The organism is Massilia sp. Root418 (assembly GCF_001425265.1).
Lineage (GTDB): Bacteria > Pseudomonadota > Gammaproteobacteria > Burkholderiales > Burkholderiaceae_D > Rugamonas.
Map to the genome: position 1 here is coordinate 446,856 of NZ_LMEC01000022.1, position 20,236 is coordinate 467,091.

The following is a 20,236-nucleotide window of genomic DNA, read 5'->3' on the forward strand; positions in this document are numbered from 1 at the left end:
TTTCCCGCTTACAGCTTGCCGCGGATGCCGATCTTGATGGTACGGCCATCGTACTTGGCGTAGTCCATCCGGGTCTTCTTGCCGCTGCCGAACTGGCCGGTGGCGTCTTCGAAGTAGTCGTAGCTCAGCGTGTTGGACAGGTTCATCGCGTCAATGCGCAGTTCCAGCATGTCATTGATCTTGTAGCTGATGTTGCCGTCCAGGTAGCCGCGCGCGGCGCGCCAGCGGATCAGGTCGTCACCCAGGTTGCGCGGGTTGTCGCCGTGCAGCGAGCGGCCCTTGTAGTTGTACGACAGGCGCACCGCCAGCGGACCGTTCTCGTAGTAGGCCGTGGTGCTGTAGGCGTACTTGGGCACCGAGTTGACCTGGATCTCCTTGCCGGCGTTGGTGATCCACTTGGCGCTGTTGAACGGATCGATGTGGGTGTAGCTGGCCAGCGCGCCGAAGCCCTTGAACGGTTCCGGCAGGAAGGTGAAGGCTTGCTGGTAAGCCAGCTCGTAGCCCTTCAGCGTCTGCTGGCCGGCGTTGGTGTAGCTGCGCAAGGTCATCGGCAGGTTGGGATCGACCTTGCCCTGCGCGTTCTGGAAGATCGCGCCCAGCGCCGTGTCCGGCAAGCCCAGCGCACCGAAGGTGGTGTTGCTGGTGTTGGCCACGGTAGCGTCGGTCAGGTCCTTCTTGAAGTAGGCGGCCGACAGCAGGCTGCCCGGCTGGAAGTACCACTCCAGGCTGGTGTCCATATTCCTCGACTGCTGCGGACGCAGGCCGGGATTGCCGGCGGTGGCCGTGTTGTCGAAGGGGTTGGGAATCACGGTCTGCGCGGCGATGATGGACAGCGAGGCGCGGCTGATGGTCTTGCCCCACGAGGCGCGCCACATCAGGTTCTCCGTCACGTCGAAGGCGGCGCTGAAGGCCGGCAGCAGGTTGTGGTAGGCGCCCGATTCCTGGTTCGGCGCATAGGTCAGGCTGGCACCCTGCTGCTTGAAGTTGTCGATGTCGGTCTCGGTGCGCGAGTAGCGCACGCCGGCGTTGAAGCGCAGCTCGTGCTCCATCACCTTGCCGATGAAGTCGGACTGCACGAAGCCGGTGGTTACTTTCTCGCCCGCCGTGAAGCTTTGCGCCGGCGTGAAGGTGGCCTCGGTGTTGTTGGCCAGCGGATCGAAGGTGGAGTAGGCGTAGTCGCGGGTGAAGGTGCCCCACGAGCTGGGCCAGCCGGCGCCCATGTCCAGGTTGCCGATCGGCAGCTGCGTAGTCATGCCGCTGCGGATGCCGGCCGTGCCCAGCTGGTTCATCTTGGCCTTGGCCAGCGCAGTGCCGTTGCGCTTGTTGATGCCCTTGGTGGTGTCCACATAGCTAACGCCCGCCTTCAGGTGGCCGCGCCATTCGCCCGGCAGCTGGTAGTCCCAGTCCGCGATCAGGCGGCCCTGCTTGGCCTTGTCGGTCTCGCGGGTCCAGCCGGTGCCGACGTCGAAGCCCTGGTAGTTGTTCAGGTCGGTGTAGCTGGAGGTCGAGGACAGCGAAGGGTAGACGTGGTCCGAACCGTAGTCGATGGTGGAGGTGACGCCGAAGATCTGGCCCGACAGGGTGTCCTGGTAGCTCATCGCCTTGCTGTTGTTCACGCTCAGCTGGCCGCTCAGGACCAGGCTGTCGCTGGCGGCCCAGCGGCCGTTCAGCGAGGTGTAGCCGAACTTGGTTTCGTCTTCGCTGTAGGTGACGCCGCTGCTGTAGGAGGTGTTGCCGAAGGTGCCGGTCAGCAGGTTCGATTCCGGATCGACTTTCACGCCCATGGGCACGAAGCCGTTGTGGCCGGCCTGGCCGGCGGGCGCGGCCGGGTTGGTGGTCTTGCTGTTGCGCACCAGCAGGCCGAAGTACATCTCGTCGCGGGTGTTCTTCAGCTTGGAATACAAGGTGTCCAGGCTCAGGTTCAGGCCGCCGCTCTTGTATTGCAGCGAGGACACCAGGCCGTCGCGCGTGCGGTCGTTGGCCGAGCCGTAGAAGCGGTAGATGCGCGGCAGCAGGGCGTTGTCCACCTGGTCGCGGGTCAGGCCGCCGAGGTTCACGCGCGGGTCGTTGTAATCCAGCGCGACGGCAAAGTTGCCCTTGACCGGGCTCAGGCTGCCGCGCGCCGAGCTGTTGTAGCCGCCGGTGGCCTCGAAGCCGGAGCGGTTGTTCACGCTGGACGAGTGCGCCGCGCCGATCAGGAAGCCGACGTCGTTCCAGGTGTTGGAGTACAGCGCGAAGCCGCTCGGGTCGGCCTTCTTGGACATGGTGTTGTAGGACTCGGACAGCGCGTAGCGCACGGTGCGCTTCGGATTGTCGAAGGGGCGCGGCGTCTGCAGGTCGACGATGCCGCCCAGGCCGCCTTCGGTCAGCTCGGCCAGCGGCGACTTGTAGAAGTCCACCCGGCCGAACAGTTCGGAAGCGAACACGTCGTAGTTGAAGCCGCGCGCGGCCGAACCGATGGTGCTGGTGGAGGTGGTGTTCACGGGCGCGCCGTTCAGCGTGGTCACCGAATACTCGGTGGGCAGGCCGCGGATGGAAATACGCTGGCCTTCGGCCGAGCTTTCGTCGCGGTTCAGGATTACGCCGGGCACCCGCTGCAGCGATTCCGCCACGTTGGCTTCGGGGAATTTGCCGATGTCTTCCGCCACGATGGAATCGCGCACGCCGATGGCCTGCATCTTCAAATTCAGCGCTTTTTGCAGGCTGGAACGGAAACCGGTGACCACCACGGTATTAACTTCAGGCACGGCGGCCGCTGCGGCCGGCTGCGCAGTGACGGCCGGCTGGGCCTCTTGCGCGTTCGCGGTGCCGCCGTAGGCGGCGGCCAGGGCTGCCGGCAGCAGCGCGGCCAAAATCTTCTTATTCATGTGCTCCTCCAAGTGAACGACAGTCAGACCATCTCCCCAGGTACTTTTAATATTGTTGTCAGTACCATGTGGTTACGTTACCACCTCGGCTGTCGTCATACGACCACTGTTTTAATCAACTTTTTGATCGTTTTGGTAAGCGTTTGATTTTTATAATGAATTTGGTATTGAAACGATTTCAGGCAATGTGGTATCGTGACCACATTGCAGACCAGCGGTGAAAAAACATGGGTAAAACCAGCAAATTGAGCGAAGTGGCCAAGATCGCCGGCGTCTCGCCGATCACGGCGTCGCGGGCGATACGGGGTACCGGCTATGTGTCCGAGGCGGCGCGCGCGCGCGTGATGGCGGCGGCGGCCCAGCTCAACTACACGCCCGACATGCTGGCGCGCCGCATGCGCGGCGACAAGAGCAACCTGATCGGCGTGTTCGTCAATAACTACGGCTCGCTGGTGCTGCACGAAATGACCAAGGCCATCAGCCAGGAAGCGCGCCGCATCGGCTACGACATCCTGATCTTCAACGCCGAGCGTTTCGACGGCCCCGGCCGCGCGCCCACCTGCGACATGCTCAGCAAGCTGTGCGACGGCCTAGTGCTGCTGCTGCCCAACGCCGACGACGGTTACCTGGACGTGATCGAACAGCAGCGCATCCCGGCCGTCTTCTTCAGTTTCGAGGCGCGCGACGTGAGCGTGCCGGTGGTGGCGGTGGAAAACCGCCAGGCTGCGCGCAGCGCGGTCGAACACTTGATCGGGCTGGGCCACCGGCGCATCGCCTTCATCGCCGGCTCCAAGGGCACCGGCCAGAGTGCCCAGCGCCAGAAGGGCTATGTGGATGCGCTCACGGCAGCCGGTCTGCCGGTGCTGCCGGAGCTGATGGAGGTGGGCGGCTTCCTGCAGGCGGGCGGTTACGCGGCCACCGAGCGGCTGCTGGCGCTGGAGCAGCGGCCCACGGCCATCTTTGCCGCCAATGATGAAATGGCCTTCGGCGCCATCGACGCCATCCACAGCCAGGGCTTGAAGGTGCCGGGCCATATCTCGGTGATGGGCTTCGACGACATTCCCACCGCCGCCGGCAAGTTCCCCACCCTGAGCACCATGCGCCAGCCGCTCAAGGAGATGGCGGCGCGCGCGGTGGGCGAGGTGGTGCAGATGATACAAGGCGAGCCGGCCGCGGCGAAAAAAATCGCCTTCCCGATGGAACTGGTGGTGCGCAATTCCACCGGTCCCGCGCCCAGCGTGGTCCTGGCGGCCTGATGTCCGCCGACGGCGCAGCGTTGACCGCCGCCGCGCCCGAGCGCAGCCGCGGCGCTGCGCTGCCGCTGACGGCCGCCGGCCTGTTCGCCATCGGCTGCTGGCTGATGCTGGGCGACCTGGGCATCGCCATGCGCGAGCGCGTGGCCGTGCCCACCGGGCTGGAGCTGCTGCGCCGCAACGCCGCCTCCGACACCACCACCTCACTGCTGCTGGCCACGGTGCCGGCCATGCTGAGCGTGCTGCTGGTGCCGTTCATCGGCTACCACTCGGACCGCTTCCGCAGCGCCTGGGGCCGGCGCCGTCCCTTCCTGCTGGTGATCGCGCCGGTCGGCTGCGCCGCCATGCTGGGCCTGGCCCTCTCGCCGCTGCTGGGCGGCTGGACCCACGCCATGCTGGGCGCCGCCTCGCCCGGCGCGCGCAACTGCAACCTGGGCTGGTTCTGCCTCTTCTGGACCGTGTTCGAGTGCGCCGCCATCAGCGCCGCCTCGCTATTTACCGGGCTGGTGAACGACGTGGTGCCGCAGGGCTTGCTGGGCCGCTTCTTCGCCGGCTTCCGCATTGTCGGCCTCAGCCTGGGCATCGCCTTCAACACCTGGGTCTTCGCACTCACCGACCACTACCTGGCCGAGGTGCTGGCCACCATCGGCGTGGTGTTCGCGCTGGCCATCCTGGTCATGTGCGCCACGGTGAAGGAAGTGTGTCCGCCGGGCGGGGCAACTGAGGCGGACCCGCCGCGCGGCCGCCGCACGCTGCTGGTGCCGCGCGCCCACATCCTGGAATGCTTCCGCTACCGGCCCTACCTGTGGATCGTGGCCGCCTTCGTGTTCGCCTGCGTGACCTTCGGCCCCTTCAACACCTTCTGCCAGTATTATGCGCAGGCCATGGGCATCTCCAAAGCGTCGCTGGGCAGCATGACGGCCTACGGCTATATGTTCTCCATCGCCTCCGCCTTCGGCGTCGGCTGGCTGGCGGACCGCTACGGCGCGGTGCGGCTATCGTCGCTGTTCATGGGCTTGTACTGCATCGCCGCCGCAGCAGGCTATCTGGCGGTGCGCGACGAGGCCAGCTTCCGGGTGTTCTACATGGCCCACATCATCGTCTCCGGCGCCTACTTCACGGCTGCCGCGTCGATGCCGATGGCGCTGTTCCCGCGTGCCCGCTTCGTGCAATACAACTCCACCAAGGACTTGATGGTCGTGTTCGGCAACATCCTGGTCAGCAGTGCGCAGGGGCCCATCCTCGACCTGTCCGGGCACGACTACCGCCTCACCATCCTGAGCGGCGCCGTGTGCGCGCTGCTGGCAGTGGTTTGCCTGCTGCGGCTGCGGCGGGTTACGCACGCATTGCATGCGTGCTAACCCGCCCTACGAGCCCCCTGTGGCGCCACCGTAGGGCGGGTTAGCCCGAAGGGCGTAACCCGCCGGGCCCGCTAGTTGTTACCGTAGTCGTAGCCGCCGGTGCCGGTGGTAACGTACACGCGCTTGCCCATCAAATACGTCTTCTCCACCGCCCGGTCATCGCCCAGCGTTTGCAGCACGAACAGCTTGTCCTCGATGCTGGCGGCGCGCTGCATGCGGAACCGCAGCAGGTCGGTGGCGTTCGGGTTGAGCACGATGAAGTCCGCCTCGTTGCCGGTCTTGAAGCTGCCGATCTTGCCGTCCAGGTCGAGCGCTTTGGCGGCGCCCAAGGTGGCCAGGTAATAGGCTTTCAGGGCGGTGAGCGGGCGCTGCTGCTCCGGCGTGTCGCTGAAGGCCTTGTGCAGCTGGATCGCCTTGTACGCCTCGTTCATGGTCTGCAGCGCCGAGAAGCTGGTGCCGCCGCCCACGTCCGTGCCCAGGCCCACGTGCACGCCGTACGCTTCCGCCTTCTGCAGGTCGAACAGGCCGCTGCCCAGGAACAGGTTGGAGGTGGGGCAGAACGCCACCGCCGACTGGGTCTGCGCCAGCGAAGCGAATTCGTCGTCGCGCAGGTGTACGCCATGCGCATACACCGAGCGCTTGCGCGACAGGCCGTAGCGGTTGTACACGTCCAGGTAGCCGCTGGACTCCGGGAACAGCTCCTGCACCCACGCCACCTCGCCCTTGTTCTCGGACAAATGGGTGTGCATGTAGACGTCCGGGAATTCCTGCAGCAGGCGGCCCGCCTCCGTCAGCTGCGCCGGCGTGGAGGTGGGCGCGAAACGCGGCGTCACCGCGTACAGTGCGCGGCCCCGGTTGTGCCAGCGCTGGATCAGCGCCTTGCTGTCGGCGTAGGAAGATGCCGGCGTGTCGAGCAGCCAGGACGGCGCATTGCGGTCCATCATCACCTTGCCGGCGATGATGCGCATATTGCGCGTCTGCGCTTCCTCGAACAGCGCGTCCACGGATTGCGGGTGCACCGTGCCGAACACCAGCGCGGTGGTGGTGCCGTTGCGCGCCAGTTCGTTCAGGAACACCTTGGCCACGCTTTTTGCATAGGTCTTGTCGGCGAACTGCCGCTCGGTGGGGAAGGTATAGGTTTCCAGCCACTGCAGCAGCTGCTGGCCGAAGGAGCCTATCATTTCCGTTTGCGGGTAGTGCACGTGGCTGTCGATAAAGCCCGGCATGATCAGCTTGCCGGAGTAGTCCACCACGTTCACCTGCTGGTAGGTGTTCAGCACCTGGGTGGCGGGGCCGACCGCTTTCACCTTGCCGTCCGCGCCCACCAGCAGCACGCCGTCTTCATAGTATTCGTAGGGATGGTCGCTGGTGGCCGGATCGGCCACGAAGTGCAGCACGGCGCCGCGGTAAGCCGTGCTTTGGTACTGGTTCTGCGCAATTGCCGGGAACGCCGCCGCGAGCGCGGCGGCACACACTGCTACTAGTTTCATAAAAGTCTCCGTATAGAAATTATTTCGGCAGAGGTATATGCCGAGGCACAATCTAAAAGGCAGGCTTGGCGGGGACTATATGAAACGGGCTATGTGTCTATTTGGCGCACCAGCTAGTCGTCACGCGGCCGGGCGAGCTGCGGGTTCGGCTCGAAGGCATACATGCGCCTGGCGTATTTGCGCGGGAACAAGGTGTAGGTGCCGATGTTGGCACCGGCGTCGATCGCATCGCGCCCGGGTATCGAGCGGCGGCGTTCTGCGCCGCGTCAAGGAATGTGCGGCCCTAGTTGAAGGCGGTGCGCATTATGGCGGCGGTGGCTTCCTGCTGCAGTTCGGCCAGCTCGGCGTGCTTGGGACGCGTGTCGGACAGGAAGATCATCAGCCCTATCATCTGCGACACGATCAGCGCGCCGCGGATCTCGCACTGGCCCGGCGTCAGCTCCGGCGCAATGTCGCGCATCAGGTTGCGCAGCGTGCGGCGCGCGCGCGTGAGCATGGTGTCGAACATCCGCGAGGCGTAGGGATGGCGGTTGGCCAGCGCGGCGATCTCGAAGAACAGGCCGCTGGAAATCTGGTCGCGCAAGTCGTCCAGGAAGTAGTCGATGATGGACTGGAACACGGCCTTGCCGCTGTCGCCACTAACACCGCTGCGCTGCGCCAGGCGCTGGTCGATGCCAGCCTGGTAGCCGTCGAAGGCCTGGTTCAGCAGCGCCTCCAGCAGTGCCTCGCGGCTGGGGTAATAGTGCTGCACAGTGGACAGGCTCACGCCCACGCGCAGCGCCACGCTGCGCATCGACAGCGCGCCGTAGCCCTCGGTGCCGAGCAGCTCGCGCGCCACCGCAAGGATGGCGCCGGCCCGCTCGTGACCCTTGGTGGTGGTGTTCGATTCCTTGCGTTGCAGGGTCATGGCCGATTGCGCTTTTCCAGAAAATAGGTCAACATACCTATAAATAATAGGTCGTATGACCTTAAAATACAAGGAGACAACCATGATTCCCCGCACTTTGTTCACCGAAGAACACGACATGCTGCGCGAATCGGCGCGCCGCTTCATGGAAGCCGAAGTGCTGCCGCACCACGAGCGCTGGGAGGAACAGGGCTATGTGGACCGCGAAGTATGGCAAAAAGCGGGCGCCGCCGGCTTCCTGTGCGCCAGCATGCCGGAGCAGTACGGCGGCGCCGGCGCGGACCGGCTGTACAGCGTGGTGCTGATGGAGGAACAGGCGCGCATCAACGCGACCGGCCTCGGCTTCGGCCTGCACTCTGAGATCGTGGCGCCCTACCTGCTGCATTACGGCAGCGCGCAGCTGAAGGCGCACTACCTGCCCAGGCTGGCCAGCGGCGAGATGGTGGGCGCCATCGCCATGACGGAGCCGGGCGCCGGTTCGGACCTGCAGGGCGTGCAGACCACCGCCATCCGCCAGGATGACCACTACCTGCTCAACGGCGCCAAGACCTTCATCACCAACGGCTGGCACGCGGACGTGGTGATCGTGGTGGCCAAGACCGATCCGGCGGCGGGTGCGAAAGGCATCAGCCTGTTCGTGGTCGATACCGCCATGGCGGGCTTTTCGAAAGGCAAGCGCCTGAAGAAGGCCGGCATGAAGGCGCAGGATACCTCTGAGCTGTTCTTCGACAACGTGCGCGTGCCCGCCGCCAACCTGCTGGGCGAGGAGGGGCGCGGCTTCGCCTACCTGATGCAGGAACTGCCGTGGGAACGCCTGCAGATCGCCATCATGGCGGTGAGCTCCGCCGAAGCGGGCCTGGACTGGACCTTGCAGTACACCCGCGAACGCAAGGCCTTCAAGCGCACGCTCGCCGAGTTCCAGACCGTGGCGCACACGCTGGCCGAGATCAAGACCGAGATCACCTGCATGCGGGTGTTTGTGGACCGCTGCATCGAGCTGCTGCTGGCGGACAAGCTGGACGCGGCCACCGCCTCCATGGCCAAGCTCGCCGCCACCGAAATGCAGTTCAAGGTGCTGGACCGCTGCGTGCAGCTGCACGGCGGCTACGGCTACATGTGGGAATACCCGATCACGCGCGCCTGGGCCGACGCCCGCGTGCAGCGCGTCTACGGCGGCACCAGCGAGATCATGAAAGAACTCATCAGCCGCAGCCTGTAGCGTTGACAACCCGACCCTGGACCGAACATGGAAGCATACATCTACGACGCCGTGCGCACCCCGCGCGGCAAGGGCAAGAAGGACGGTTCGCTGCACGGCGTGACGCCGATCCGCCTGGCTGAAACGGCGCTGCGCGCCATCGCGTCGCGCAACGCGCTCGACACCGCGCTGGTGGACGACGTGGTGCTGGGCTGCGTGGAGCCGGTGGGCGAGCAGGGCGCCTGCATCGGCCGCATCGCCGTGCTGGCGGCGGACTACGCGGAAAGCGTGGCGGGCGTGCAGATCAACCGCTTCTGCGCCTCCGGCCTGGAGGCCTGCAATATGGCAGCCGCGCAGGTGATGGCAGGCCAGTCCGACCTGGCCATCGGCGGCGGCGTGGAAGCCATGTCGCGCGTGCCCATGGGCGCCAGCGGCTGGGCCTGGCCGGTGGACCCGCAAGTGGCGTTCAAGACCCACTTCGTGCCGCAGGGGATCTCGGCGGACGCCATCGCCACCCTGCACGGCTACAGCCGCGCCGACGCGGACGCCTACGCGGCGGAAAGCCAGCGCCGCGCGCACCATGCGCAGCAGCAGGGCTGGTTTGACGGCAGCGTGGTGCCGGTGGTGGACCGCAACGGCCTGACCATCCTGGCGCGCGACGAGTTCATCAAGCCGGCCACCACGGCCGCCTCGCTGGCTGCGCTCAAGCCGGCCTTTGCCGACATGGGCGAGCAGTTCGGCTTCGACGCGGTGATCCGCATGCGCTACCCGGAAATCGAGCAGATGCAGCACGTCCACCACGCCGGCAACAGCTCCGGCATCGTGGACGGCGCGGCGGCGGTCCTGATCGGCAACCGCGCGGCGGGCGAGCGCGCAGGGCTCAAGCCGCGCGCGCGCATCCGCGCCTTCGCCTCGATCGGGTCCGAGCCGTCCATCATGCTCACCGGCCCGAGCCATGCGGCCGAGAAGGCGCTCAGGCGGGCCGGCATGAACGCGTCCGATATCGATTTGTGGGAACTGAACGAAGCCTTCGCCTCGGTGGTGCTGCGCTTCATGGAGGTGCTGTCGGTGCCGCACGACCGCATCAACGTGAACGGCGGCGCCATCGCCATGGGCCATCCGCTGGGCGCCACCGGCGCCATGATACTGGGCACGCTGCTGGACGAAATGGAGCGCCGCGGCGTGTCCACCGGCCTGGCCACGCTGTGCGTGGGCGCCGGCATGGGCACGGCCACCATCATTGAACGCATTTGAGGGGCACCGCATGATTAACGTGAATATCGACGCGCACGGCGTCGCCACGCTGAGCTGGGACATGGCGGGCCGCAGCCAGAACGTGCTGAACGCGGAAAGCTGCCAGGTGCTGTGCGACCTGATCGCCAGCGTGGTGGCGGACGACGCCGTGCACGCCATCCTGATGACGTCCGCCAAGCCGGATTTCATCGCCGGCGGCGACCTGGCATGGCTGCTGGACACGGACGACGCGGGCGTGCTGTTCGCGCGCGTGATGCAGCTGCACCGGGCGCTGCGCCAGCTGGAAAGCTGCGGCAAGCCGGTGGCCATGGCGCTGCCGGGCTCCGCGCTGGGCGGCGGCCTGGAAGTGGCGCTGGCGGGCCACTACCGTGTGGCGGCGGACAACCCGGCAGCGCGCTTCGGCCTGCCGGAAGTGACGCTCGGCCTGCTGCCGGGCGGCGGCGGCACGCAGCGCTTGCCGCGCCTGATCGGCATCCAGAAGGCGCTGCCGCTGCTGTTGGAAGGCAAGCGCCTGAAGGCGGCAGACGCGCTGAAGGCCGGCATCCTGCACGCGGTGGTGGCACCGGGCAGCGAGCAGGACGCCGCGCGCGCCTGGCTGCAAGATGCCATGGCCGCGCCGCCGGGACGCGCGCAGCAGCCCTGGGACGCGAAGGGCTACAAGGTCCCGGGCGGCGCCGTGTCCGCGCCGGCGGTGCAGCAGGCCATCATGGCGGCCAACGCCATGGTGCACGCCAGGACATGGGGCAACTACCCGGCGCCGCAGAACATCCTGTCCTGCGTCTACGAGGGCCTGATCACCGACATCGATACCGGGCTGGCCACCGAGGCGCGCTATTTCGCCGAAACGGTGCTGTCGCCGCAAGCCAAAGCCATGGTGCGCACCCTGTTCTTCAGCATGGGCGAGGCGAATAAACTGGCCGCGCGCCCGGCCGGCGTGCCGCGCCAGCGTTATAGCAAGGTCGGCGTGCTGGGCGCGGGCATGATGGGCGCCGGCATCGCCTATGTCGCGGCCAAGGCGGGACTGCAGGTAGTACTGGTGGACCGCACGCAGGCCGACGCCGACAAGGGCAAGGCCTACGCGCAGGCCTTGCTGGACAAGCAGGCGGCGCGCGGGCAGGCCACGCCGGAGCAGGCCGCGCAGCAGGCACAAGCGCTGCTGGCGCGCATCACCGCCACCGCCGATTACGGCCAGCTGGCCGGCTGCGAGATCGTGATCGAAGCCGTGTACGAGGACCGTGCGCTAAAGGCGGCCGTCACGGCGCAAGCCGAAGCGGTGCTGGCGCCGGACGCGATCTTCGCCTCCAACACCTCCACCCTGCCGATCAGCGGACTGGCCCAGCCGAGCGCGCGTCCGGCCAACTTCATCGGCCTGCATTTCTTCTCGCCGGTGGACAGGATGCCGCTGGTCGAAGTCATTGTCGGCAAGCAGACCGGCCAGGCCACGCTGGCGCGCGCGCTGGACCTGGTGCAGGCACTGGGCATGACGCCGATCGTCGTAAACGATGCGCGCGGCTTCTACACCAGCCGCGTGTTTTCCACCTACGTGCTGGAAGGACTGGCGATGCTGGCCGAGGGCGTGGCGCCCGCGCTGATCGAGAACGCGGGCCTGCAGGCCGGCATGCCGGTGGGGCCGCTGGCGCTGACGGATGAGGTGTCGAGCGAGCTGATCGACAAGATCGACCGCCAGACCCGGCTTGACCTGGGCCCGGCCTACGGCGACCGTCCGGGCCACGCGGTGGCGGCGCGCATGGTGCAGCTGGGGCGCCTCGGCAAGAAGGCGGGGCAGGGCTTCTACGATTACCCCGAGGGCGGCGGCAAGCGCCTGTGGCCGGGGCTGGCCGGGCAGTTCCCGCGCGCGGCTGCGCAGCCTGGCGCGGCGCAGCTGGCGGAACGGCTGATTGCGGTGCAGGCAGTGGAAACCGTGCGCTGCATGGAGGAGGGTGTGCTTGCCGCCGCGCGCGACGCGGACGTGGGCGCGGTCTTGGGCTGGGGCTTCCCGGCCTTCCGCGGCGGCCCGCTGAGCGAAGTGGACAGGGAGGGCGCGGCCGCTTTCCTGGCGCGCTGCGAACGGCTGGCCGCCGTGCACGGCGAGCGCTTCGCGCCGCCGGCGTTGTTGCGCGCTATGGCGGCGTCGGGGAAAAAATTCTACAGCAGCTGAGGCCGCATCCTGTAGCATTGTTATTTTGCCAGCGCGGTACCCGCCGCCGATTTTATATGACGACCGATACCGACGTGCCAGCGCGGCGCTCCGCGCTCCTGTTGACCGCCTTTTGCCTGCTGGCTGGGCAACTGGCCTTGCTGGCGCTGAGCATGCCGCTCAGCAAGGCGTTCAGCGGCGAGCACAGCCACTACATCGACCACCCCTACCATGTATATCAAGTCGAGGTGGGCAAGGCGCTGTTGGGGCAAGGACAGCTGGTGGGCTACGATCCGATGATGGCCGGCGGCCACCTGGGCGGCGTCAATGAAAACTTGAGTGCCAAGGTGCCGGTGCTATTGGCCGCCGCGCTTCCTGCGGCGCTGGCGCCTGGCCTGGTTTATACCTTGTACGTGCTGGCTTGCGCGCTGGCGGCCCCGCTGGCTGTGGTGCTGCTGGCGGGCTTGCTGCGCTGGCCGGCCCGCCACGCGGCGCTGGCGGCAGCGCTTGGGCTGGCGTTCTGGTGGGTCGGAGCGCTGCGCTGGTTTCACACTGCGGGTATGGTCAGCTTTGTCTTCTGCTGCTACGCCGCCTTGCCCTATGCAGCGTGGGTCTGGCAGCTGTGCGGTGCCGCCATGGGGCGCTGGCGCCTGGCTGCTAGCCTGGCCAGCGCTGGCGCACTTGGTGGCCTGGGCATCTGGTTCCACCCCCTGTTCCCAGTCTTGGTGGGCCTGATATTCATCGGTTTTGCCGCCTGTGGCGAGCGCCCTGCCTGGGGCCGGCTGCTGCTGCGCGGCGCGGCAGTGGGCGCCTCCGCCTTGCTGGTCAACATGCCATGGCTGGCGGCTGTGCAAGGCCAGCAGGATATTTCGGCCAATATGGCGCTGCTGCATCCCTATCAAAAGGTGGTGGGGCTGGCTTTTGCACTCAAGCCGGCGCTGGGGATTTGGGGTGGCGAGTCGCTGGGCAATCCACTTAACCCGGTGTTGTTGCTGGTATGTGCCGGCGGCCTGTATTTCCTGTCCGCAGCGCAGCGCCGGCGCATGCTGCCTTTTCTGCTGGGAGGGGTGCTGATGCTGGCGTTCGCTGCAGGCGGCGCCGCTCTGCCTGGTGTGGGACAGCTGCAACCGAACCGCTTCGCCGCGCCGGCGTTTTTGGCCATCGCATTGGCGGCGGCGTATTGCCTGGGCGCCGGCCTGGCCTGGCTCGGCGTGCCAGGCGGCCGTTACCCCAAACTGGTGCTGGCACTGGCTGGCGGCGCGCTGCTGCTGTACGTAGGCCGCGAGATGCTGCGCGAGGCGACTCCTGGAGCGCATGGTCACTACGGCCAGGCTTCGCACGAGCTGGCGGGCCCGCCGCAGGAGGTGCTGCAGCTGGAGGCATGGTTGCGCGAGCACACCACGGCCGAAGGCAGAATTTTGTTCGAAACTTCACTGGGACGCGTGCATGGCGGTGGTCACGTTGCCGGACTGGTGGCCTTGCATACCGGGCGCGAGCTGATAGGCGGAGCCTATCCGTTCTCCTTGCCCCTAGTGTCGTTCTGGGACCGCAGCGCGTTCGGCAAACCGATCGCGGACTTGACGCCGCAAAGGCTGTGGCAGGGTCTGGAACTGTACAACGTGGGCTGGGTGGCGGCACACTCGCCAGAGCTGCGCCGGGCGGTAGCTGCGCTGCCGCAGGCCAGCGCGGTGGCCGACATCGGCCCGGTGCGACTGTATAAGCTGAACCGGCCGCTGTCGTTCGCCGCCGCTGGCCAAGCCCGCATCGCCGCGCGCGCGGTCAACCGGCTTGAAGTGAGCGGCGCGTCCGGCGCCGATCTGGTGCTGCGCTACCATTGGCTGCCAGGTCTGGTTGCCAGCAACGGCGCCCGGCTTGAGCCCGCGCCGTCCGCGCCGGGTTTTCCGCCCTTTATTCGCGTGCGTAATCCGCCTGCGGCATTCGTCGTGTCGCTGCCGCGGTGAGCGTTACGCTGGCGGGCGCGGCTTCGAAGCCGCGTCCGCAAACGGTTTCGACATGGAAGCGCGGCCGCCTCTTTGTCGACTCATAGACCTTGGCCAAGTACTCGCCTATCACCCCCAGGCTCAGTAGCTGCACGCCGCCCAGGAAATACATCGGGATGACGACCGAAGCCCAGCCGGGCAAGGACTGGTCGGTAAGCAGGCGCACCCACAAGGCCCAGCCTGCCAACGCCAGGCTGCCGAGCGAGACGAAGGCGCCCACCCTGGTAATCAGGCGCAGCGGGTAGGCAGTAAACGAGGTCACGCCCTGCCATGCCAACTCCAGCATCTTGCTCATCGGATATTTGGATTCGCCAGCGAAGCGCTCGGCCCGTTCGAATTCCACGATGGCGGTCTGGAAGCCCAGCTGGTGCACCAGACCGCGCAAGAACAAATGGGTCTCGTCGTATTCCCGCAGGGTTTCGATGGCGCGCCGGCTCATCAGCCGGTAGTCGGCGTGGTTGTAGACGATATTCACGCCGAGGAAGGCCAGCAGCTTGTAGTAGCTCTCGGCTGTAAAACGTTTCAGGAAGGTGTCCGAGGTGCGCTTGCTGCGCACGGCGAACACGATTTCGCTGCCGGCTACATAGGCCGCCACCATTTTCGGGATGGCATCGAGGTCGTCCTGCAAGTCGGCGTCCAGGCTGATCAGGATATCGCCCGGTGCGGTCAGCAGGCCGCACAGCAAGGCGTTCTGGTGGCCCCTATTACGGCTCAGCTTAATCCCGCAAATGTCGGGCTCGCTGGATGCGCAAGCCGCAATCATGGCCCAGGTGCGGTCGCGGCTGCCATCGTCGACGAAGTAAATGGCGCTGTCCTCGGCCACCAGCCCCTGAGCCTTCATGCCCCCCAGCAGCACCGACAAGCGGCGTTGGGTTTCTGGCAGTACTTCCTGCTCGTTGTAACACGGCAGCACCAAGCTGAGGACAGGTTGGCTGCGGGCACGGGCTTGTTGCATGGCGATCGATTCTTTAAGAAGGGTAGGGACTGGATGCGGGGGCCGGACGCTTGAAGACGAGGAAACGGCTGCCCAGATAGAATAATGCCGTATAAGGCGGCATGCCGGCTAGTTGGGCCAGGAACGAGCCTGCGCCCAGCAGTTGCAGCGCGGCCAGCGTGGTCGCTAGATTGGCTGTGTACGCGACGGCGAATACGGCCCCGAAGCGCCAAGCGGCTGGCCAGACCGGACCGGTGTGGCGGAAGGTCCAGGCGCGATTGCAGAAGAAGCTGAACAACAGCCCCAGCCCGTAGCCGGTCGCGTTGGCTGCCACGTCGTGCACACCCAGGCGTTGGCAAATGAAGATGGTGCCCATGCCGACCATGGTGTTGGCCATGCCGACCAGCAGAAAGCGGAGCAGGGAGCCGGGCAGGCGTGGCATCATGGCGTGGCGCAGGATTGGTAGCGCCAGGCGTCGCGACACATCTGGTCGATGGCGCGCCCGGCCTTCCAGCCCAGTTCGCGCTCGGCGCGCGACGGGTCGGCGTAGCACTGCGCCACGTCGCCGGGGCGGCGCGGGCCGATCTGGTACGGAACGTCGCGACCGCTGGCGGCAGCGAAAGCTTGCACCATCTCCAGCACGCTGTAGCCGCGCCCGGTGCCCAGGTTGTAGGTTAGCAGGCCTGGCTCCTGCGCCAGGCGCGCCAGTGTGCGCACGTGGCCCAGCGCCAGGTCGGTCACGTGGATGTAATCGCGCACGCCGGTGCCGTCCGGGGTCGGGTAGTCATTGCCGTGCACCGAAAGCAGCGGGCGCTCACCGGCCGCCACCTGCGCCACGTACGGCAGCAGGTTGTTCGGCGGTCCATTCGGGGTTTCGCCGATCAGGCCGCTTTCATGTGCGCCCACGGGATTGAAATAGCGCAGGATCGCCACCCGCCATTGCGGGTCCGACCGGTACAGGTCGCGCAGCATCTCTTCTATCATCAGCTTGCTGCGGCCGTAGGGATTGGTGGCCGACAGCGGGAAGTCTTCCGTGATGGGCACGCTGGCCGGGTCGCCGTAGACAGTGGCGGACGAGCTGAACACCAAGGTGCGCACGCCGGCTTCGGCCATGGTCTCAAACAGCACCAGGCTGCCGGCCACGTTGTTGTCGTAGTATTCCAGCGGCTTGCTGACCGACTCGCCCACCGCCTTCAGCCCGGCGAAGTGGATCACGGCGTCGATGGCGTGTTCGCGGAACACTGCGCGCAGCGCGGCGCGGTCGCGCACGTCGGCCTGCACCAGCGGAAAGCCGCGCCCGGCGATGCGCTCCACGCGTTGCTGCACCGCCGCCTGCGCGTTGCTCAGGTTGTCGAGGACGACGATGTCGTGGCCTTCGGCCAACAGTTCGACGCAGGTGTGCGAGCCGATGTAACCCAGCCCGCCGGTAACGAGTATTTTCATAGCATGTCCCTGGTAAAAAGCATTCAGCGACGATAATAAATTGTTACGCTTTCTTTGCCTACCGTTTTTGCCAAAAGGGACGGGGCCAGCGCTTTACCTTGTGCTGGATGGCAATTTGAGCAACACTACGGCTGAGCATCTATTTTCCCTTTCAGCATGTCTACAAATAGCGCGGTGTCCGCCGACACTGAAGAAATTCTTCCATTGACCGGGCTGCGTTTTATCGCGGCGCTGTACGTCTTCATTTTCCACATTCAGCTGCGCTGGCCGCTGGCGCCGGAATCCGCATTCCTGACCAACCTGCTTGGGCAGGGCGCCATCGGCATGAGCTTGTTTTTCATCCTGTCGGGCTTCGTCCTGGCCAAGCGCTATCACAGCGGCAAGGACAGTTTTAAGGACTACATCGTCAACCGCTTCGCGCGGATTTATCCGGTGTATGTGGTTGCCGCCCTTTTGACAGTGCCGTGGATGGGCGTCGACTTCAACGCGGAATCCGCCTACGGAAGTGTGCGCCACTTGCTGACTGCCGCGATGCTGGTGCTGGCCGAATTGCTGGTGATACAGGCTTGGTTCCCCCAGCTGTTCCACATGTGGAATAACGGCGGCAGCTGGTCTATTTCCGTGGAAGTATGCTGCTATCTGCTGCTGCCCCTCATCCTGGCCAGGGTAGTGGTGTTGGGCGACGCGGGGCTGCGCCGCTTGGCGCTGGCCGCGTATGCACTGGCATTGTTGCCGGGTATGGTGCTGGTGCTGCTGGGCGGCGACTACCTGGTCTTTTACAGTTTGCCTATCTACCGCTTGCCCGAATTCACCATGGGCGTGTGCACTTTGGAGATATTGCGCCGAGGCTTGCTGTCGCGGCGCCTGGCGCTGCTGCTGCACATTCCGGCGCTGGCGCTGCTGACTGTTTATCTGGGCCTGGCAGGAAACCGCCTTCCGGGATGGATCACGCACAACTGGATTGTGCTGCCCGTGATAGCCCTGACCATCTACGCGGTAACCCAGGGCGGCGTGCTGGCGAAGTTGCTCGGCAACCGGCTGCTGGTGTGGTGCGGCCACATCAGCTACTCCTTCTACTCTTTCCAGATGCTGTTGCTGCTGGTGCTCAAATCGCATCACGCAGCCATCGTCGCCTACTTGCCGCTGCTGCGGGATAACCGCATGCTGCTGCTGGCGGCCTTCGCCGTACTGATGGCGCTGTCGGCGTTCGGTTACCATTGCATCGAAGAGCCGTGCCGCAAATGGATCAGGCGGCGCGGCAAATCGCATTGGGGGCTTGGCCGCCCCACGGCGTTAGCAGCGCGAGCCGCGGAATCCGCGCAATAGCTCCCGGTCGGACAGCGGTTCGCCGTGCAGGCGGCCGAAGAAATAGAAGCCGGAAGCGGCATCGTAGTTGCACTGGTTGCCATGCACCAGGTAATCCAGCCAGCGCAGCGGATAGGTCCCAAGGAGCCCGGCAAGCTTGAGCCAACGCCGCGTGCCCGGGCGGTCGGACAAGGCGGCCAGCGCATAGCGCATTATCTGTCCGGCGCTGGTGCCGGTACCTGCGGTGGTGCCGCTACGCAGTTCCGCGAAATGGCGGAACAGGCGCCGGTGTCCCAGGTGGGTGAAGCGGGTGAAATCGTACTCGCGCATGTGCACCGGCTGCATAAACGGCGTTTCGGCGTACACATATCCCGCCGGCTTGAGCACGCGGCGTATCTCCTCCACACAGCGGTAGGGATCGAGAACATGCTCCAGCACCGCGCAGGCGACGCAGGCGTCGAAGCTGTGCGCCTCGAAGGGGAGATCGTGCGCGTCCGCGATGCAGCTGACATGTTTGCCGAACGCGACGTCGGTATAGACCACGTTGCCAGGCAACATGCGTTCGCCGGCTCCTATGACGAGTATGCGCGCCTCTGGCTGCTCGGCCAGGATGGCCGCAACTGCATCGCTCACGCCAAAGTCGCGCCGGGGCGGTTCGGCGTCCATTAACCGCATCATCGCGTGGTGGTAGAGCCGGCGCAGTCCGCTGCTGCGGTCCAGATTGCCGTCGTAGCCGCTGGCGCCGTCATAGCCGCCATAGCTGTCCTGCGGCAGGTAGTCGGCCTCGCTGAACACGCTGTTGCTGTGATGGAGCAGGACGGGAATGCCGTGCACGATGGGATAGACATGCTCGCATTGCACGCAGCGCCAATTCACCAGGGCCGTCTTATGCACCGGGCAGGCGTAGGACACAGGAAACTGCAACGCTTCACTCATGGCATTCCCTCAGCGTGGAACTGAAGGTTGACTATATCACCACACCGGCCGGTCTAGCTCGGCCGCCATCAAATACTGTGCAAATAGGTGTCTTTGAACACGCGCAGCAACAGCCGGGCCTGTTCCTCCATGGAATAGCGCTCTTGCACGGAGGCGCGGGCCGCGCGGCCCATGGCGGCGCGCAGCGCCGGTTCGCGCAGCGCTTCCAGGTAGCGCATCCAGTCCTCGTGGCTGGAAGCCAGGAAGCCGTTCTCGCCTTGCCGCACCAGCGGTTCGTAGGAAGGGATGGGCGTAGCGATGACAGGAAGGCCTATGCACATCTTCATGCTCAGCCGGTTCTCCGACTTCACCTGCCAGCTGGGCGCTGGCAGGCCGGTGTCGGTGCCGGCGCCATGGCCGGTGTCCACCGGGATAATGCCGATGTCGGCTTGCCGCATCATCTCGTACACGCCGTTGGGGTGCCAGGCCACGCAGCGGATGCGGCGGTTGGCCAGAAAGCGCAGGTAGGTCCAGCCGCGGCCCTGATCTGCGGCGCGCGCCAGTTGCCACTTGGCCTCGCGCATGCGCTGCAAGGGTTGTCCCGCAGGGCGGTAGCGCCCGACGATGGTCACCTGCAGCCACGGCGGCGGTTCGGCTATCACCGGCAGCCGGTCCAGCTGGGCCGAGGTCACCAGCACCGCGCGCAGCGGGTGGGCAGCCGTGGCGCGTCGGTGGCCCCAGTCACCCTTGTGCACTTCGGGCCGTTCGATGCCGTCGTGTACCACGTGGATCTTGTGCTGCAGGGCGGCCGGGTACAGGCTTTTCAGGAATTCGGTCACCGTAACAGTGGCGTCGGTGGCGGCCGCCATCGGCGCGTTGACCAGGTCGCACACGCAGTACACCGTGCGTATGCCAGCCTGGCCCAGCTGCTGCGCCAGCGCCACGGCGCTGGGACCTTGCACCTTCTGGAATACCACCAGGTCGAAGCCGCCGGCCACGATGGACGGCAGCAGGCCGTCCAGGTTGGGCGTTTCGGTGGCGGTGGCGGGTTCGAAGACAATGTGCGGCTCGCAGCCGGCTGCGCGCAGCAGCGGGAACATGTTGAGCGCCGCCACCCGGGTGCTGGGGATGGGGCGGGCCGAATTGGACAGCAGGATGAAACCGATTTTCAT

General features: G+C 66.0%; 15 protein-coding genes. 7 read left to right on the forward strand and 8 right to left on the reverse strand.

Annotated elements, in window-relative coordinates; translation table 11 throughout:
• Window positions 1–8: 8 nt before the first annotated feature.
• The gene (locus tag ASC94_RS22570; protein WP_056400905.1) at window positions 9–2,867 is read right to left on the reverse strand and encodes a TonB-dependent receptor; all 2,859 of its coding nucleotides are present in this window, start codon (window positions 2,865–2,867) and stop codon (window positions 9–11) included.
• A 227-nt stretch (window positions 2,868–3,094) separates the two neighbouring features.
• Between ASC94_RS22570 and ASC94_RS22575 the strand changes: the two genes are divergently transcribed.
• Both ASC94_RS22575 and ASC94_RS22580 read left to right on the forward strand, forming a co-directional pair.
• A complete protein-coding gene (locus ASC94_RS22575) occupies window positions 3,095–4,123 on the forward strand; it encodes a LacI family DNA-binding transcriptional regulator (protein WP_056400908.1) in 1,029 nt (342 codons plus the stop codon).
• A complete protein-coding gene (locus ASC94_RS22580) occupies window positions 4,123–5,481 on the forward strand; it encodes an MFS transporter (protein WP_056400914.1) in 1,359 nt (452 codons plus the stop codon). The genes ASC94_RS22575 and ASC94_RS22580 overlap by 1 nt, the downstream gene beginning before the upstream one ends.
• 71 nt (window positions 5,482–5,552) lie before the next feature.
• Here ASC94_RS22580 and guaD read toward each other — a convergent pair whose 3' ends face one another.
• Entirely contained in the window at window positions 5,553–6,971 is a 1,419-nt protein-coding gene (gene guaD, locus ASC94_RS22585) for a guanine deaminase (RefSeq protein WP_056400917.1), read from the reverse strand.
• 283 nt (window positions 6,972–7,254) lie between these two features.
• Complete coding sequence (locus tag ASC94_RS22590) at window positions 7,255–7,878, reverse strand: TetR/AcrR family transcriptional regulator (protein ID WP_056400920.1); 624 nt, start codon at window positions 7,876–7,878, stop codon at window positions 7,255–7,257.
• An 82-nt stretch (window positions 7,879–7,960) separates the two neighbouring features.
• Between ASC94_RS22590 and ASC94_RS22595 the strand changes: the two genes are divergently transcribed.
• Genes ASC94_RS22595 through ASC94_RS22610 form a run of 4 tightly spaced genes read left to right on the forward strand, consistent with a single transcriptional unit; the run spans window position 7,961 to window position 14,428 of the window.
• The gene (locus ASC94_RS22595) at window positions 7,961–9,097 is read left to right on the forward strand and encodes an acyl-CoA dehydrogenase family protein (protein WP_056400923.1); all 1,137 of its coding nucleotides are present in this window, start codon (window positions 7,961–7,963) and stop codon (window positions 9,095–9,097) included.
• Window positions 9,098–9,124: 27 nt separating this feature from the next.
• A complete protein-coding gene (locus ASC94_RS22600) occupies window positions 9,125–10,330 on the forward strand; it encodes an acetyl-CoA C-acetyltransferase (protein ID WP_056400926.1) in 1,206 nt (401 codons plus the stop codon).
• Between the two features lie 10 nt (window positions 10,331–10,340).
• Window positions 10,341–12,488, forward strand: a complete 2,148-nt coding sequence (locus ASC94_RS22605) for a 3-hydroxyacyl-CoA dehydrogenase NAD-binding domain-containing protein (protein WP_056400929.1) — start codon at window positions 10,341–10,343, stop codon at window positions 12,486–12,488.
• 56 nt (window positions 12,489–12,544) lie between these two features.
• Window positions 12,545–14,428 carry a hypothetical protein gene (locus ASC94_RS22610; protein WP_056400932.1) on the forward strand — a complete coding sequence of 628 codons (1,884 nt, stop codon included), beginning with the start codon at window positions 12,545–12,547 and terminating at the stop codon, window positions 14,426–14,428.
• Here the strand turns inward: ASC94_RS22610 and ASC94_RS22615 are convergent.
• Genes ASC94_RS22615 through galE form a run of 3 tightly spaced genes read right to left on the reverse strand, consistent with a single transcriptional unit; the run spans window position 14,376 to window position 16,844 of the window.
• Window positions 14,376–15,422 carry a glycosyltransferase family 2 protein gene (locus ASC94_RS22615; protein WP_082616753.1) on the reverse strand — a complete coding sequence of 349 codons (1,047 nt, stop codon included), beginning with the start codon at window positions 15,420–15,422 and terminating at the stop codon, window positions 14,376–14,378. The two genes, ASC94_RS22610 and ASC94_RS22615, sit on opposite strands and share 53 nt — an antisense overlap.
• A gap of 13 nt (window positions 15,423–15,435) precedes the next feature.
• On the reverse strand, window positions 15,436–15,846 hold the full coding sequence (locus ASC94_RS22620) for a GtrA family protein (RefSeq protein WP_056400935.1): 411 nt from the start codon (window positions 15,844–15,846) through the stop codon (window positions 15,436–15,438).
• Entirely contained in the window at window positions 15,843–16,844 is a 1,002-nt protein-coding gene (gene galE, locus ASC94_RS22625) for a UDP-glucose 4-epimerase GalE (protein ID WP_056400938.1), read from the reverse strand. Before galE ends, ASC94_RS22620 begins: the two co-directional genes overlap by 4 nt.
• Before the next feature lie 174 nt (window positions 16,845–17,018).
• Between galE and ASC94_RS22630 the strand changes: the two genes are divergently transcribed.
• Window positions 17,019–18,170, forward strand: coding sequence for an acyltransferase (locus ASC94_RS22630; RefSeq protein WP_162251448.1), 1,152 nt, complete (start codon window positions 17,019–17,021; stop codon window positions 18,168–18,170).
• Here the strand turns inward: ASC94_RS22630 and ASC94_RS22635 are convergent.
• Both ASC94_RS22635 and ASC94_RS22640 read right to left on the reverse strand, forming a co-directional pair.
• Complete coding sequence (locus ASC94_RS22635) at window positions 18,138–19,085, reverse strand: methyltransferase domain-containing protein (protein WP_082616755.1); 948 nt, start codon at window positions 19,083–19,085, stop codon at window positions 18,138–18,140. The genes ASC94_RS22630 and ASC94_RS22635 overlap by 33 nt on opposite strands.
• 68 nt (window positions 19,086–19,153) lie before the next feature.
• Window positions 19,154–20,236: a glycosyltransferase gene (locus ASC94_RS22640; RefSeq protein WP_056400947.1), complete on the reverse strand. Its 1,083-nt coding sequence runs from the start codon at window positions 20,234–20,236 to the stop codon at window positions 19,154–19,156.